This window comes from Methylomonas koyamae, from assembly GCF_019669905.1.
GTDB classification, from domain to species: Bacteria; Pseudomonadota; Gammaproteobacteria; order Methylococcales; family Methylomonadaceae; genus Methylomonas; species Methylomonas koyamae.
Genome location: NZ_AP019777.1, coordinates 319,992 through 335,323, shown reverse-complemented (window position 1 = coordinate 335,323; position 15,332 = coordinate 319,992). Strand labels below are relative to the sequence as shown.

15 protein-coding genes are annotated in these 15,332 nt (G+C 56.8%); 9 read left to right on the top strand and 6 right to left on the bottom strand.

The annotated features are described in order from the left end of the window. Positions 1-102: 102 nt before the first annotated feature. Both MKFW12EY_RS01605 and MKFW12EY_RS01600 read left to right on the top strand, forming a co-directional pair. Positions 103-1,686, top strand: coding sequence for a glycoside hydrolase family 17 protein (locus tag MKFW12EY_RS01605; RefSeq protein ID WP_342394028.1), 1,584 nt, complete (start codon positions 103-105; stop codon positions 1,684-1,686). A 233-nt stretch (positions 1,687-1,919) separates the two neighbouring features. Further along, positions 1,920-2,603 carry a hypothetical protein gene (locus MKFW12EY_RS01600; protein ID WP_054760479.1) on the top strand — a complete coding sequence of 228 codons (684 nt, stop codon included), beginning with the start codon at positions 1,920-1,922 and terminating at the stop codon, positions 2,601-2,603. A gap of 56 nt (positions 2,604-2,659) precedes the next feature. Here the strand turns inward: MKFW12EY_RS01600 and MKFW12EY_RS01595 are convergent, their stop codons facing one another. The 4 genes from MKFW12EY_RS01595 to MKFW12EY_RS01580 all read right to left on the bottom strand — a co-directional run bounded on the left by MKFW12EY_RS01595 (position 2,660) and on the right by MKFW12EY_RS01580 (position 7,152). Beyond that, positions 2,660-3,982: a GGDEF domain-containing protein gene (locus MKFW12EY_RS01595; protein ID WP_054760482.1), complete on the bottom strand. Its 1,323-nt coding sequence runs from the start codon at positions 3,980-3,982 to the stop codon at positions 2,660-2,662. Positions 3,983-3,993: 11 nt separating this feature from the next. Beyond that, positions 3,994-5,532 (bottom strand): GGDEF domain-containing protein, encoded by a 1,539-nt coding sequence (locus MKFW12EY_RS01590; RefSeq protein ID WP_054760449.1) that lies wholly within the window; start codon positions 5,530-5,532, stop codon positions 3,994-3,996. A gap of 122 nt (positions 5,533-5,654) precedes the next feature. Next, complete coding sequence (locus MKFW12EY_RS01585; protein ID WP_054760450.1) at positions 5,655-6,260, bottom strand: thiol:disulfide interchange protein DsbA/DsbL; 606 nt, start codon at positions 6,258-6,260, stop codon at positions 5,655-5,657. Positions 6,261-6,474: 214 nt separating this feature from the next. Continuing rightward, on the bottom strand, positions 6,475-7,152 hold the full coding sequence (locus MKFW12EY_RS01580) for a c-type cytochrome (protein WP_054760451.1): 678 nt from the start codon (positions 7,150-7,152) through the stop codon (positions 6,475-6,477). Positions 7,153-7,262: 110 nt separating this feature from the next. Here MKFW12EY_RS01580 and yihA point away from each other — a divergent pair, with 110 nt between their 5' ends. Beyond that, positions 7,263-7,874, top strand: coding sequence for a ribosome biogenesis GTP-binding protein YihA/YsxC (yihA, locus tag MKFW12EY_RS01575; RefSeq protein WP_054760452.1), 612 nt, complete (start codon positions 7,263-7,265; stop codon positions 7,872-7,874). 92 nt (positions 7,875-7,966) lie between these two features. Here yihA and MKFW12EY_RS01570 read toward each other — a convergent pair whose 3' ends face one another. After that, the gene (locus tag MKFW12EY_RS01570) at positions 7,967-8,308 is read right to left on the bottom strand and encodes a TraR/DksA family transcriptional regulator (RefSeq protein WP_054760453.1); all 342 of its coding nucleotides are present in this window, start codon (positions 8,306-8,308) and stop codon (positions 7,967-7,969) included. A gap of 136 nt (positions 8,309-8,444) precedes the next feature. Here MKFW12EY_RS01570 and MKFW12EY_RS01565 point away from each other — a divergent pair, with 136 nt between their 5' ends. The 3 genes from MKFW12EY_RS01565 (at position 8,445) to MKFW12EY_RS01555 (ending at position 12,252) form a co-directional block, all read left to right on the top strand. After that, positions 8,445-9,350, top strand: coding sequence for an AAA family ATPase (locus tag MKFW12EY_RS01565; protein WP_054760454.1), 906 nt, complete (start codon positions 8,445-8,447; stop codon positions 9,348-9,350). A gap of 107 nt (positions 9,351-9,457) precedes the next feature. Then, complete coding sequence (locus MKFW12EY_RS01560; protein ID WP_342394027.1) at positions 9,458-10,297, top strand: DUF58 domain-containing protein; 840 nt, start codon at positions 9,458-9,460, stop codon at positions 10,295-10,297. A gap of 2 nt (positions 10,298-10,299) precedes the next feature. After that, a complete protein-coding gene (locus tag MKFW12EY_RS01555; RefSeq protein ID WP_221054552.1) occupies positions 10,300-12,252 on the top strand; it encodes a transglutaminase TgpA family protein in 1,953 nt (650 codons plus the stop codon). An 8-nt stretch (positions 12,253-12,260) separates the two neighbouring features. Here the strand turns inward: MKFW12EY_RS01555 and MKFW12EY_RS01550 are convergent, their stop codons facing one another. Next, positions 12,261-12,524 (bottom strand): hypothetical protein, encoded by a 264-nt coding sequence (locus tag MKFW12EY_RS01550; protein WP_054760456.1) that lies wholly within the window; start codon positions 12,522-12,524, stop codon positions 12,261-12,263. Positions 12,525-12,626: 102 nt separating this feature from the next. On the opposite strand from MKFW12EY_RS01550, the gene MKFW12EY_RS01545 reads away from it, so the two are divergent. The 3 genes from MKFW12EY_RS01545 (at position 12,627) to MKFW12EY_RS01535 (ending at position 15,326) form a co-directional block, all read left to right on the top strand. After that, the gene (locus tag MKFW12EY_RS01545; RefSeq protein WP_054760458.1) at positions 12,627-13,547 is read left to right on the top strand and encodes an SPFH domain-containing protein; all 921 of its coding nucleotides are present in this window, start codon (positions 12,627-12,629) and stop codon (positions 13,545-13,547) included. A gap of 2 nt (positions 13,548-13,549) precedes the next feature. After that, entirely contained in the window at positions 13,550-13,996 is a 447-nt protein-coding gene (locus MKFW12EY_RS01540) for an NfeD family protein (RefSeq protein WP_054760459.1), read from the top strand. 190 nt (positions 13,997-14,186) lie between these two features. Beyond that, a complete protein-coding gene (locus MKFW12EY_RS01535; protein ID WP_221053891.1) occupies positions 14,187-15,326 on the top strand; it encodes a hypothetical protein in 1,140 nt (379 codons plus the stop codon). Positions 15,327-15,332 lie beyond the last annotated feature (6 nt).

Genomic DNA, 15,332 nt, shown 5'->3' with positions numbered 1-15,332 from the left:
CTCCTGCTTTGTTTGCTCCTTATTTTATCAGTTCACGGCGGCTACGCCTGGCTCAGTAACCGGCCGCAGGATGCGGGCACCGACGTTCCCGCCGGCAAACTGATGAGCCTGTCTTTCGCGCCTTTCCGCGAAGGATTCAGCCCGTTGCTGGAAAAATTTCCGTTGGCCGAGCATGTCGACGAAGACTTGCGCCTGCTGGCGGACAAGACCCAAACCATTCGCACTTACTCCAGCTTGGGCGGAATGCAATCCACGCCGGAATTGGCGCGAAAATACGGCTTGCAGATGATCCAAGGCTGCTGGATCGATGCGATTTATCTGGACAACCAGCGGGAAATGGAGGCGTTGATTAAATCGGCGAATGCGAATCCGGATGTCGTGAAACGGGTCATTGTCGGTAACGAAGTCTTGTTGCGCGGCGAAATGGACGTCGACCGTTTGATCGGCTACATCCGCGCCGTGAAGCAGGCGGTCAAGCAGCCGGTGTCCTATGCCGATGTCTGGTCGATGTACATGAAGCATCCGCAACTGATCAACGAGGTCGACTTCATCACCATCCATATCCTGCCTTATTGGGAGGACGAGCCGATCTCGGTGGAAAATGCGACGCAACATTTGGAAAAAATCGTCAAGCAAGTGGAAGACGAAGCGCGTGGAATCGCCCCCGGCAAGCCGATTTTGATCGGCGAGTCCGGTTGGCCCAGCGCCGGGCGCCAGCGCGGGCTGGCAGTACCGAGCGTAGTCAACGAAGCCAAGTTCATCCGCGGCATGATCCAGGTCGCTAAACGCCACAATTTCGATTACAACATCGTCGAAGCCTTCAACCAACCTTGGAAAAGCGAACTGGAAGGCGTGGTCGGCGCCAACTGGGGCTTGTTCTCGGCTGACCGCAAGCCGGTATTCCCATTGACCGGGCCGGTGCTGGAAACGCCGAACTGGCCGTGGCGCTTGGCGGCAGCCATATTGCTCGGTTTAACGGTTGTCGGCGCTTATTTTAAAACTTTGCAGGCCCTGCCCTGGCCGAGGTTATTGCTGGTGCTGGCGATGACCCAGACTTTTAGCGCCAGCCTGGTCACTCTGGCCGATTTTCTTTGGTACACCAGTTACAGCGATTGGCAAAGGTTATATACCCTATTAATCGTATTGGCCAATGCGGCTTTAGCCGGGTTGTTGCTCGGCCGGGCGCAGCAAATCCTGGCCGAACGACCGGGGACGCTGGAGCTGGCAAAGGCGCTGCGCACCGCATATCTGATTTTTATCGGCCTGGCGTTGTACAAAACTTATGGTTTGGCGGTCAATGGCCGCTATTTGAGCTTCCCGATCGAACAGTTTTCGATTCCGGTTTTTGGCATAGTCGCGCTATCGGCATGCCGGTGGCTCAGCCCTGGGCAATCGGCCGACCGCTTTGCGGCCTTCGACGGCTTAATCGGTTGGGAATTGAGTTGTAAACGCGACCGCGTAGCCGCCTATTTATTGAGTTTCGCAATAGTCGGCATGGTGGTCGGCGAGAGCTTGGCGTTTATGGTGGGAAGGGATTTCATCCAGGCCCACCCCGGCATTGCCGAAGGTGTGCCGGTTGCGCTGAGTTATACGCTGAAAAACGGGCAATTGACCACATGGCTGATTTATCTTGCGCTGCTATCGCTGCCGTTTTGGACCGGCAAAACGCAGAACGCTAAGGTTTAACGCTAGATACTGCGCGCGCCGGAACGGTAGCCTCGGCTAAGGCTTTTCGGCAGTTCCGGCATCGAGCGACAGTTTGCCGCGCGGCAATTTGTCACATTCTCAAATTCCGAGCCCGCCAGTAAACTACACGCAACTCTTATGTATGCGCTCCCTCTCCTAAAGGGTAAAGAGTTTTAATATCCTTCCTCAATGCGGCCTTAGCGCCGCATCTTTTTTTGGATGAGGTCGTCAATATGGAAAGAAACTACCAGTCTTCTACGTCTACATTCGTGCATCCAGCCGAACTGGACTTACGTACTGCCTTTCACGAGGCCGGCCACGCAGCGGCCATTTACCTCAGCAACCGGCAAAAGCAATTGCCGCCGGTGTTTTTCGAAATCCACGTCCAACGGCCCGACGATGACAAAGACCAGTTTTTCGCCAAAGTCGTGGACGGCAATCTGATCCAGAATTTACCGATCGCCGTAGTCGAAAGTTTTTCGGCGTTTGCCGACCATCCGCAACACAGTTGCCAACGGGCTTACGAAGCGGACGTGGTGAATCTTTTGGCCGGGCCGTTGGCCGAAGCCAAATATGTGGCGATCCGCGACGACGAGGTCTTCAACCTGAATCTGATCAATTTCAATGCCTTGCACAACTACGGCGGATACAGCGACCTGGAAAAAGCCTCATGCTATTTGGAGCACTTCATTTCCTGCCGCGTCGAACGCGAGAAAAAAATGCAGGAATTGCTGGCTGAGGCTTTTCGTTTTATCGACGACCGCCGCCATTGGAAATGCATTCTGAATTTGGCGCACTACATCCTGGACAGCCAGCAAGCCGTGATTTCCTGCGACCAGGCTATCACGGTGTTCGATCGTTGCCTGGCCGCCGCCCGGCCATACCGTTCGGCCCGCTACCCTTTCTTCTTCAATTAACTTCGATTCGCCGCCCTGCAATTGCGTTAGATAATGCAGGCGGCGGTTTCCGCATCCTAGCGGAGATCGTCGGCGAATAAAGTGCAACGGTTACGCCCGAGTTGTTTTGACCGGTACAGAGCTTGGTCGGCTCGGACGAATACGTCGTCGTGCTGATCGCCTTCTTTGAATCCGCTGACGCCGCAGCTCAACGTCAAATCAATGTCTTCGCCGTTGGAGTGGAATCCGGAGTGCTGGATGATGTCGCGGATGGTATCCGCCACTTCCAGGGCTTGCTCTTCCGTAGTGCTCGGCATCAGCATGACAAACTCTTCTCCGCCGTAACGCGCCACGAAATCGGTTTCCCGGCAATTGCTGGACAATAATTGGCCGACCAACGCCAGGGTTTTGTCGCCGGCTTTATGGCCGTAGTTGTCGTTAATCTGCTTGAAATGGTCGATATCCCAAATCACCAAAGCCAGCGGCGCCCGGTAGCGTTTCCAGCGGTTGGCTTCCATTTCCACCCGGTTGTTGTAGGCCAAGCGGTTGGGTAAGCCGGTCAGCGAATCGCACAAAGCCTTGTCGTGTTCTATTTTCAGCTTGGTGCGCAAGGTTTCGGTCTCGGTTTCCAAGGCCTGCAGCTTTTGCGTCATCATCTCGATTTTCTGTTGCGCTTCGAGTTGGCGCTCGTCCTCCATTTGCTTGTGTTCGAGCAACTGCTCCAGCAGGCGATCGAGGTGCTCGCTGGTCTGAGTTTTCAATTCGGCCAGTTCCGCCGCCGATTGCGTGGAATCCTTGAAATCGCCGACCTGGCGGGAAATCTCGTGGCTCAGCGCATGCCGATTGTCGATCGACAACATGTTGGACTCGCCCGCACTTTCGGCGTGTTGCTCTATTTCGCTGAGTTGGCCGGTCAAGTCGGCCAGAAACAAGTCGAGGTCTTGTTTTTCGGAGGCACCGTAATCTTTGATGTTCAACAACAACTCGATTGCCGAGTCGATCACCCGTTTATACGCTTGTCCGGTTTGTCTGGCGCGGATGCGCTGCCTGAGCATAGAGGTCTGTTGCTCGAAACGTAGCGGAACCTCGGCTGCGGTCAATAGTTCTTCGAGGCGCTGCATTACATAATCGGGCTGGGCCTGGCCGGAGGCGGCACCGCTGTCGGCTCCGGAATCTTCCTTGGTTTGCTTGGATATCTGCAACAACGTTTTCGATACCGACTGTAATTCCTGCAGCAAGTCATGCAAGTTGGCGCCACTACGCAATTTGGCGCCTATCGTCACCAAATGCGGCTCCAACAGCTTGTGGCTGCCTTGGCTGAAAATCAAAAGCTGAATCACCAGCTTGTACAGGAATTTTTCGATATCGACCGGAGCCGAATAAGGGGAATGGGTAGCCATCGTGCTGGCGCTTAAACCACGATGCAGCAATTCCGTCCGGATTGCTTGGCCTTGTATAAGCCGGCGTCGGCACGCTCGAACAACGACTCGGTAGTATCGCCGTTGCGGTATTGGCTTAAGCCGCAGGACAGTGTGATATTTACCTTGTTGCCGTTGGCGTTGAAACTGCAGTTTTGCACCGTGCCGCGCAATTTCTCCGCGACCTGTAAACCGGCTACGGCGTCGGTGTCCGGTAACAGCATCACGAATTCTTCGCCGCCGAAACGGGAGACGAAGTCAGTCTGCCGGCAATGTTCGGACAATAATTTGCCGATGATTACCAAGGCTTTGTCGCCGGATTTGTGCCCGTAATTGTCGTTGATGGCCTTGAACAAATCCACATCCCAAACGATCATGGTCAAAGCCGATTGGTAGCGCTTGCAACGCGCAATTTCGTCGGCGAGCCGGTCTTCGAGGGCTAAACGGTTCGGCAAACCGGTCAACGGGTCGCGGGTTGCCCGCTGCTGTGCGGCATCGAGCCGCGAGCGCAATTCGCCGGATTCGGATTCCATATCCCTCAGCTTGGCGGCCAAGGCTTGCATTTCCTGCCGGACCCGGTCGCGCTCCTTTTGTTCTCGACTGTTATGCTCCTGGATTTGTTCGCTGATCGCGCTGAGCCGGCTGCTGACGACTTGCTTGAGCGGTTCCAATTGAGTGGCGTTTTCGGTTTTTTCCTTCAATTCCTGGATTTGCTCGGAGACCGAACGGTCCAGCAGGTTGCGCTTTTTCAAGCTATTTTCGGCGGCTGAGTTGACGCCGGTGGCTTTGATGCCGAGCTCGGTCAACTGTTCGGTCAATGCGGCCAGGAACATCGCCATCTCGCGCTGTTCGGCTTCCAGGTGTTTTTTGATCGACAGCAGCAAACTGATGGTGTCGTCGAACACCCGGCTCAACGGTTGCTGTTCGCTTTGGATCCGTTGTTTTAACTGCTCGGCGTCCTCGGCAAAAAACAGCGGAATCTCGGCGTTGTCGAGCAACCGAATCAGTTGGATATGGATAGCGTTGACGTCGATGTCGCCGGGTGCAAGCCCGACGCCTACCGCAAGCGGCGGTTGCGGTTTGCTGTCGGCTTCGATCAGTTCCAGCAGCGCCAGGAACAAACCTTGGTTGTTGGCAAACTTGCGGCTTTCGTAGTTGTCGCGGATTTGGTCCAGTTGGTCTTGCAGCAGCGGGTATCGCTTACCCAGAAATTCGAATAGCAGTGCGGCGTCGGCCAGACTGGTCTCGGACGAGTCTTCCAGTTTCGCCAGCGCGGCGGAAAACGCGGTCAGTTCTTTCTGCAGTTGTTGGCTCTGCAGGCCGCCTTTCAGCAGACTGCGGATCCGATTCAAATGCGGGTCCAGTTGCCGGTTAAGGCCTTTCACCGCCAATGCGAAACGGACGATGGTCTTGCAAAGTAATTCTTCGTTGGCTTTGAACTGTTTTTCGCTTTGTTCCTGGTCATCCAACAGCCGGAGATATTTCTCCTTCCACTTTTCCGGCCCTTCTTCCTTGTTCTTAAAAAAAACCATGAATTACGCCTCAATATCGAAACTTTTACCGGTCAAATTATAGACTATCGTCGAGATTGCGAAGCCTACGATTGCGGCGCGAGCGCCCACGTCCCCGTGAAATGCGCGGGGGAATGGGGGCATTATTTCTTGGGGCTTTCCTGCGCGATTAACTGATTGACCACATTCAGCATGTTGGCCTGCGATTTGGCCGATTGCGCAGTCACTTTGTACTTGCCGTTGACCACCAGCGAAGGCACACCAGTAATACCGTAGCGCGGCCCTATCGATTCGGCCTGGCGCAATTTGGCGTCGACCAGGAACGAGTTGTATGCCGCGCGGAAATCTTCGTCTTTCACGCCGTGTTCGACAAAAAATTTCGCCAAGTCGTTTTCGTCGGTCAGTTTTTGTTTTTTGTTCTGGATCGCGTCGAACAGATCGGCGTGGACCTTATCCAGCACGCCCAAGGCTTCCGCGGTGTAATAGGCTTTGGCGTGCTTGCCCCACAGATCGCTGAATACCGCCGGTTGGCGGATGAACTCGACGTTGGCCGGCTTGGTTTTCAGCCATTCGGCCATGGCCGGTTCCAGGCTGTAGCAATGCGGGCAGCCGTACCAAAAAAATTCGATAACTTCGACTTTGTCCGGATTCTGCACCGGTTGCGCCGGCGAGATCGGATCGTAGCCGCCTTCCGCATTGGCCAATGTGGATAATCCCATTAACCCCAACAACGCAATAATTTTTAACATCAAAGTTCTCCGTAAAAAGTAATCCCGATAAAAATACGTCCGAACCGAAATACGCTGGCAAGTTCCGAAAAGCCGCTCGCCAATCGGCTTTGGCTGGCCGGAAAACCGCAGCGCCAGGACGGCAATGGCAGATAACGAGCAATCCGGCGTTTTACATCAAATCGCCCGGCCTCGACAAGACCGCCGGCGGGCGAATAGAGAAGAGGCTAGGCGCTTACTTCATCGTCGAGATGTAGTAAGAAACGGCTTTGATATCCTCGTCGGTCATTTTGGTGGCGATCATATGCATCATGTTTTCGCGATTGTTGCTGCGCGCGCCGGTCTTAAAATCGGTCAAGGTTTTGATCAGATAGTCGGCATGTTGCGAATGTAGCGACGGGAATGAGGCCGGCTTGTTACCCTCGGCGTATGGGCCGTGGCAGGCGACGCAAGCCGAAACTTCGCGGCTCAAGTTGCCGTTGCGGTACAAGTCGCTGCCCTGGGCAATCAACGCCGCCAGCTCGGCCTTTTTCTGTTCCTCGGTTTTGGCCGGTGCGTCGTCGTCATCGCCGGCCGGCAGCGTCGGCGCCGGATTAGCCGAAATCTTGTTGCCGGCATAGTAAGCTGCGATTTCCTGTATGGCCTGGTCGTCCAGGCCGGCGGCCAGCGGCGCCATCATCGGCGAATTACGGGTACCGTTTTTGAACGCTTGCAATTGCTTGGCCAGATAACCCTGGTGCTGGCCGGCCAACTTCGGAAAGCTCGGCATCGTACTGTTACCGTCTTCACCGTGGCAGCCCGCGCAACTGGCCGCTTTGGCTTTGCCGGCGCTGGCATTGCCTTGGGCATGGACGTAACCGCTAGCGGATGCCAACGCCAGGCAGATGGAAACAGTCAGCAATTTTCTTGTCATTATGGGCCCCTGTTCAGGAAAAGTTGATCGACATAAAGCGCGTTGGCATCAGCCGCCAAGCGCTATAATGGCCGGATTCTAACCGATTTAATCACTGTAAGCGAGACTGGATGAATCCGATCTACCACCAGGCCAAGTTCATCAACAGCGCCCCCAAACTGAAGGATGCGCCGCCGGACCAGGGTAAGGAAATTGCGTTCGCCGGCCGCTCCAATACCGGCAAATCCAGCGCAATCAATACGCTGGTCAGGCAAAACGCCTTGGCCCGCGTCAGCAAGACGCCGGGACGTACGCAATTGCTGAATTTCTTCGAAATCGATCCGGAGCGCAAACTGGTGGACTTGCCCGGCTACGGCTATGCCAAGGTTCCGGAGGCGATGAAGCTGGAATGGCAAAAAATGATGGAGACCTATCTGAACCAGCGCCAGGCTTTGTGCGGCATCGTGTTGGTTATGGATATCCGCCACCCGTTGACCGATTTCGATTGGCAGATGGTCGAATGGTGCGAGCACCGCAAATTGCCGCTGCACATTCTATTGACCAAGGCCGACAAACTTAATTTCGGCGCCGCTAAAACCACGTTATTGCAAGTGCAACGGGAATTGAGCCGGGCCGATATTGTCGTGACCCTGCAGTTATTTTCGGCTTTGAACAAGGTCGGAGTCGACGACGTGCACCAGATTCTGGACGAGTGGTTCGGATTTTCCGAAGCGGCCGCGTAAATTTCGCCGCGGATCGGCTCGCCGACAGGGCTATCGGCTGGTTACCGCGCTGAGCCAGGCATTGCCCGGGCTGCCGCGCGCATAAACCGCTATTAGCGGCCTTGGCTGCGTTCCGCGCAGCGCAGGCATTGGTTGGCGAACGGCAACGCCGCCAGCCGCTCCTTGCGTATCGGCTCGCCGCAAGTGGCGCACACTCCGTAAGTGCCGGCATCGATTCTGAAAATGGCCTGCTTGATTTTTTCGACTTCGTCGCGGGCGGCGTTGCCCAGGGCGTCCAGTACTTGGTCGTTTTCGGTTTCGACCGCTTGTTCCGAGAAATCCTTGTCCAGCGGGTGGTCGATGTGTTTTACATCGGCGGTGATCTTGCCGAGCCGGTCGTCGAGATCTTCCAGCATGTTCAGCAATTGGTCGCGAACGTCTTGATATTCTTTCATTTCTATCTCCGCAGCGAGGCAGCGTGGCTTTAGTCCGGCCGGCGCCGGCCCTTCCGGGTTTATACAACGAAGCGGATGCCGGCGCAACCAAGCTGGTCTATACTCGGTCCATCGCTTCTTAACGGTATTTCGCACGATGGACCTTGCACTCGACCGGCTAATCGCCGCCGCCAACCAAATCATTCTCGGCAAGGAACGGCAAATTCAACTGGCGGTCTGTTGCCTGCTGGCCAAGGGCCATTTGCTGATCGAAGACATTCCCGGCGTCGGCAAAACCACGCTGTCCCATACCTTGGCGCGCTTGTTCGGCTTGGAATACCAACGCATCCAATTCACCAGCGACATCCTGCCGGCCGACATCGTCGGCTCGACGGTGTTCGACACGCATAAGCAACAATTCAGCTTCCACCCCGGGCCGATCTTCAAGCAAATGATCCTGGCCGACGAAATCAACCGCGCCACGCCCAAGGCGCAGAGTGCGTTGCTGGAAGCGATGGAAGAACGCCAGGTCACCGTCGAGGGCCAAACCTATCCGTTGCCGCAACCGTTTTTCGTCATCGCCACCCAAAATCCGGCGAACCAAATCGGTACTTTTCCGCTGCCGGAATCGCAAGTGGATCGCTTTCTGATGCGGATAGAACTGGGTTACCCCAGCCGCCAGGCCGAACGCGAGTTGTTGGCCGGCCAACCCCGCCACCTGTTGATCAACGGTCTGGCGGAGGCCTTGAGTCCGACGCAACTGGTCGAACTGCAACAGGCCGCGGCCGGCGTTTATGCCTCGCCCGCTTTGCTGGATTATCTGCAGGCGATTCTGGCCTATACCCGACAATCGCCGGATTTCGTCAACGGCCTGTCGCCGCGCGCCGGACTGGGTTTGCTGGCGGCGGCCAAGGCCTGGGCCTTCGTCGGCAAACGCCAGGCGGTGTTGCCGGAAGACCTGCAGGCGGTATTACCCGCCGTGGCCGGCCACCGTTTGAATGCCGGCTCCAGCGACTCGGTCGGCATTGTCGCGCCGATATTGGCGCAAGTACCGGTCCATTGAGCTCGGCACCGCTATCGTTGGCGGACCGCTTTCGGCTGTCGCGCTTTTTCCGGGGCGAGGCGCCGACCTCCGCTCCGATCTCGCTGGGACACCGCCGGATATTTATCTTGCCGACCCAGCGCGGCTTAGCCTTCGTGCTATTGATCGTGTTGCTGCTACTGGTCGGCTTCGTCTACAGCAACAATCTGGCCTATTTGTTGGGATTTTTATTGGCCAGCATCTTTTTCGTCGCGATTTTGCACAGCTTCAAATCCCTGGCCGGCTTGACCGTCAGAGCCGGCCGTCAACCCGCCGTGTTTGCCGGCCAAGCCGGCGCCTTTAATTTTCAAATCGGCAATCCCGGCCGCCACAGCCGTTATGCGGTGCACTTGGCACTGCAGAGCGAGCTGGCCATCGGTTTGGCGCCGGCCGAAACCCGAACCGCTACGCTCTACCAGACGACGGCGCGGCGCGGCTGGCTGCAACCGCAGACTCTGACCGTTTCCAGCTTGTACCCGCTGGGGCTGTTTAGAGCCTGGGCGCCGCTGCGTTTCGACAACCCGTTGCTGGTCTACCCCAAACCGGCCAAGCGGCAACTGCCGTTTCCGGAAAGCGGCGACGGCCAAGTCGCCCAGGGACTGAGCCGGCGCCAGGGCGACGAATTTTACGGCTTGCGCCCCTACCAACGCGGCGATGCGATCCGGCAAATCCATTGGAAGACCTTCGCCAAAGGCCAGGGCGTGTTCAGCAAGCAATATGCCGGCGCCGGATCGAGCGAATTGTGGCTGGATTATCAACAGGCGCCGGGACACAACAGCGAGGAACGCCTGAGCCAACTCTGCCGCTGGATCGTCGATGCGGAAAAGGCCGGATTGCGTTACGGCCTGGTTCTGCCCAATCTGCGCGTGCCGCCGGACACCGGGGCCGCCCATTACCGCCAATGCCTGCAAGCCCTGGCGCTGTTTTGAACGTGAACGGCCAGCCTTCGCCGCGGCTGTTATGGTTCATGTCGGGTTCGATAGGCTTGATCACATTGCCGCACGCCTGGCATATGCCGCCGCTGCTGATAGGCTTTTTCGGCCTGATGTGGCTGTGGCGGCTGCTGGCGATTAGCCGGCCGGCCTGGTTGCCGAACCGGTTGGGATTGTTTGCGTTGACGCTGGCCGGTATCGGCTTGGCCTACAGCCAACATCGCGGCGTGTTCGGCCGCGATGCCGGTACCGGCTTGTTTGTCGTGGCCTTGGGGCTGAAATTACTCGAAATTCACGGCAAACGCGACGTCTACGTCATCGTTTATCTGGCCTTCCTTGTCGCGGCGACGCAGTTTTTGTACGAAGAAAGCATCTTGATGGCGCTTTACATCCTGCTGGTCTGCACCGTGCTGTTAGCGACGCTGGTCACTCAAAACAGCGTTTCGCCGCAAACCGTTCCGGCCCTGAAAACCGCCGCGACACTGATCGTGCAAGCCCTGCCGATCACGGCTGTGTTGTTTGTGCTGTTCCCCAGGCTGGAAGCGCCGCGCTGGAGTTGGCTGGATGCCGACAATCAGGCCAAAAGCGGCTTGAGCGATACGCTGGAACCCGGTTCGATTGCCGAATTGAGCTTGTCGGCGGAATTGGTATTTCGGGTCAAGTTCGACGGGGATCTGCCGCCGCCGGGCCAGCGCTATTGGCGCGGCCCGGTTTACACCCTTTTCGACGGTTCGGCGTGGAAGGCAGCACCGGCCTTGTTCCGAGCGGCCAACCCCGACCAACCGGTATTCGACGGCAAGGCTTACGATTACACGCTGATGATGGAGCCACAAAAACAAAATTGGGTGTTTGCGTTGGAACTGCCCAGCGCATTCCCCGCCGGCTTGCGCCGCAACGAGTTGTACCAATTAACCACGAATAAAAATCCCGGCGACCGCGCCGAATATCGAATTTCTTCGGTGCCGTCCTACAATACCGGCGGCATCAACCCGGCGGAGCGGCGGGAAAGCCTGCAATTGCCCGGCAAACCTTCCGAACGGATTCGCAGTCTGATCGCCCAGTTACGCGGTGCGGAGGCATCGCCCGAGGCGTTGATCGCTAATCTGTTGCAGCACTTCCACCGCGAGAATTTTCGCTACACCTTGAATCCGGAGCCGATGCCGGAGCGCCAGGTCGAAACTTTTCTGTTCGAACGCCGCGCCGGTTTTTGCAGCCATTACGCCACGGCTTTCGTTTATCTGCTGCGAGCCGCCGAAATTCCGGCGCGTGTGGTCGGCGGTTACCAAGGCGGCCGCTTCAACACAGTGGGCGGTTTTCTGGAAATTCGCCAAGCCGACGCCCATGCCTGGGCCGAAGTCTGGTTGGACGGGAAGGGCTGGGTGCGTTTTGACCCGACCGCCGCGATTGCGCCGGAACGCATCGAGCAAGGAGTCAACGTCGATTTGCAGATCGCCAGCGGCGCCGCCAATTTCAGCCCGATCCAGTTCGACGCCAAGACCTTGACCTGGCTGCAACGCAGCCAACAGCTATGGCAGAACGTCGATTACCAATGGCAGCGCTGGGTCATCAATTACGATACCGATAACCAAAAGGCCTTGTTGCAAAACTTAGGAATCGACGATTTCGTCAAGCTCGGTTATTGGCTGTTGCTCAGCGTGGGCGGGTTCAGCGGCTTACTGGCCTGGCGTTTGTTGCGGCCCAACCGGCGCCGGCGCGATCCGGTGTTGCAGGCCTACCGCCAATTTTGCGGCAAACTGCGCAAGGCCGGCGTCGATTTCGGCCCCGGCGACGGTCCGCAAACGTTGGCGCAACGCGCCAAGGCGGTAAGGCCGGATTTGGCCGACACCATCGAACGGATCGTCGCGGTATTTATTCGGCTGCGCTACGAACCCAGCGCCGAAGCCGGAGACTTGCGCGTCTTGAAAACGCTGATCGGCAGTTTGCGGGTTTGAGCCAGAGCTTAGTGCAGATCCGGTACTTCTTCCTTGGCGTTTTGCTGGGGTTGCGCTTGGACTTGTTTCGATTTTTCGGCTTGTATTTGCTTGTTGCCCTCGCCGAACATCACCGCGGCAGCCATAAAGATCGCGCCGGCAATGGCAACGATCGGCAGGCGCCCCGGTTTATCCATCCACAACAGTATCCACTTGGGTTTGACCATCCCGACGATCAAAATTACGACGGCAAGAATCATTACGTTAAAACTGTAGTAGATCAAGGTATTCATGTAACCGGGTCCTGTTTCCAGCAAGTTGATAAGACATACATTATTATTAGCCTACCAGGCCTTGGCAATATACAAAATTAATCATCACCTTAAGGGGGCGCTATGGGCGGCTTTGAGTTATTGGGAATTGTGTCGTTGGTATTTGCAATATTGATGGTTTACAAGTGTGTGCAATCGGTACCTCAAGGGATGGAGTATACCGTCGAACGTTTTGGCAAATATACCCGAACACTCACTCCTGGCTTGGATTTCATCATGCCCATAGTTGAGAATATCGGCCGCAAGCTGAACATGATGGAACAGGTGCTGGACGTGCCGTCCCAGGAAGTGATTACCAAGGACAACGCGATGGTGCGGGTCGATGGCGTGGTGTTCTACCAAATCCTGGATGCCGCCAAAGCCGCCTACGAGGTCAATTATCTGGACGTGGCGATCATCAATCTGGTGATGACCAACATCCGCACCGTAATGGGCTCGATGGATCTGGACGAATTGTTGTCGCGCCGCGACGAAATCAACGCCCGCTTACTAACCGTTGTCGACGATGCCACCTCGCCGTGGGGCATTAAAGTCACCCGTATCGAAATCAAGGACATTGCGCCGCCCAAGGACTTGGTTGACTCGATGGCGCGGCAGATGAAGGCCGAGCGGGAAAAACGCGCCCAGATTCTGGAAGCCGAAGGCTTGCGCCAGGCGGAAATTTTGAAAGCCGAAGGCTTGAAACAAAGCGCGATTCTGGAAGCGGAAGGCCGCAAGGAAGCCGCGTTTCGCGAAGCCGAGGCCCGCGAACGGCTGGCCGAAGCCGAAGCCCGCGCCACGCTAATGGTCTCCGAGGCCATCTCCAAGGGCGACGTCCAGGCCATCAACTATTTCGTCGCGCAAAAATATATCGAATCGGTCAAAGCGATCGCCTCTGCCGATAACAGCAAATTAATCATGATTCCGCTGGAAGCCTCCAGCGTCATCGGGGCGTTGGGCGGCATCGGCGAGCTGGCCAAAGAAGCATTGCAGAAGAAGGGCTGAACATGTTGGAACAAGGCATCGTGTTTTGGTATTGGTGGGTGCTGGCGGTCGGCTTTCTGGCGTTGGAAATCCTGGCCAGCGGCTTCTTCTTCCTGTGGCTGGCGGTTTCGGCCTTTATCGTCGGCGCGGTGGTGTTGCTGATCGAAACCACCACGTTCAACGTCCAGATCTTGCTGTTTTCGTTACTGGCGGTGTCGTCGGTGCTGGCCTGGCGCAAATACGCCCGCACCCGCACCCCGGAAGTCAGCGACCACCCATTGCTGAACCGGCGTGGCGCCCAATACATCGGCCGTACTTTCAATCTGATCGCGCCGATCGAAAACGGCCAGGGCAAAATCAAGGTCGACGACACGATCTGGAAGGTCCACGGCCCCGACACGCCGCTGGGAACAAAAGTCAAGGTCGTGGCCATCAAGGGCACTGTGTTCGAGGTGCAGGTTTGCCAATAGCCCGATCGATGCATACGCCGGATTAGTCCGCCCCGATCGGTTTTCGGCGATCCACACTCGCGGCGTTGAAAATGCCGCAATCGGGCAGCATAACTCGAGAGTTAGCGGCAAGACGGCCTCGGCCAGACTCGCGTTGCGGAGGGTTGATACTAATGAAACCGACTTTCAGCCAAATATTACCGGTAAGGCCATGGCCGACATAATCCGCTACCGCTATCGGTTACCCGCCCGCTTTGCGGCGTGGCTGCTGTTTTTGGCGATGGCCCCGCCCGGCGGCTTGGCTTATCTCGCCGGTTGCGGCGTTTTTGCGAAGTATGCCGGCTTATTGGTTTGGTTGGCGGCCGCCAGCGGTTTATTGGCTATTTTGCCGCTATGGATTGTTGCCCGAGCGCTGGCCAAACAGAATTTCATAGAACTGCGGGCGGAAGAGGCGTTGTTGCCCAAAGCTACTCTGGCTTTAGCGTTTATCGGCATGCCTTACTCGGCAATCAAACAAATCCGCGTGCTCAAATTGTCCGGCCATAGCGTGGCCGTCGTGGTTTCGGCTTTCGGCGAATCCCGCGTCAGCTCCGATTGGTTCGCGCTGGAAGGCGAGTTCGCCGAATTTCTCGTGCAACTCGAGCGGCGCCGCGCCCAACACGCCAAGACCACGCCGCCGGCCGTCGAATCGCTAGTGGCCGCAATTCGCGAACGCAGCAAAGAGGATCCGCTTGCCGGCGCCAAGATTGCCGCTCAGGAGGTATACCATCGCCTGACCGCGGCAATGCAAAACGATAAAGGCGTGCATGCCGAATCGCTGTTGTGTGCATTGGGAGCGTTGGCGGGCTATGCCTGCCAGGCCAGCGTCAGACAACGGAATCTGGCGCTAGGGCTGGCCGAAGATGCCGGTTTGGTTCAGATCGAAGATGCGGACGGTAACCAGTATTTTTACGGTGACGCGGTCAACTCGCCGCTGGCGGAATCGCAATATTCGGTATGGGGACTGGCCGCGGCGGCGGCGCAAAAATCTGGCTGCCAAGCTTTGCCGGACCTCAAGGCCATGTTCAGCCATAGTGCGAATACCTTGGGCAGCGGCGAATTCGGCAGGCTGCGCTTACCGTTACGAAAATCTCCGGCCGATCGGCCTTTAAATTATTTAAAAGCCCTGTGGCCCAACCTGCTGCCGACCATACGCATGCTATGCCCGCACCCGGCGCATTGGCCGATTCTGTTCGGTTTGGCGATACAAGAGGCCATCCATAGCGGAAAATCCGTGATCGACCCGTGCATTGCGCTTAAAATTGTCATGGAAAGCGCCATCGCGATGTCGAAAGTCGATCTTGGCGGCTAACCGCCG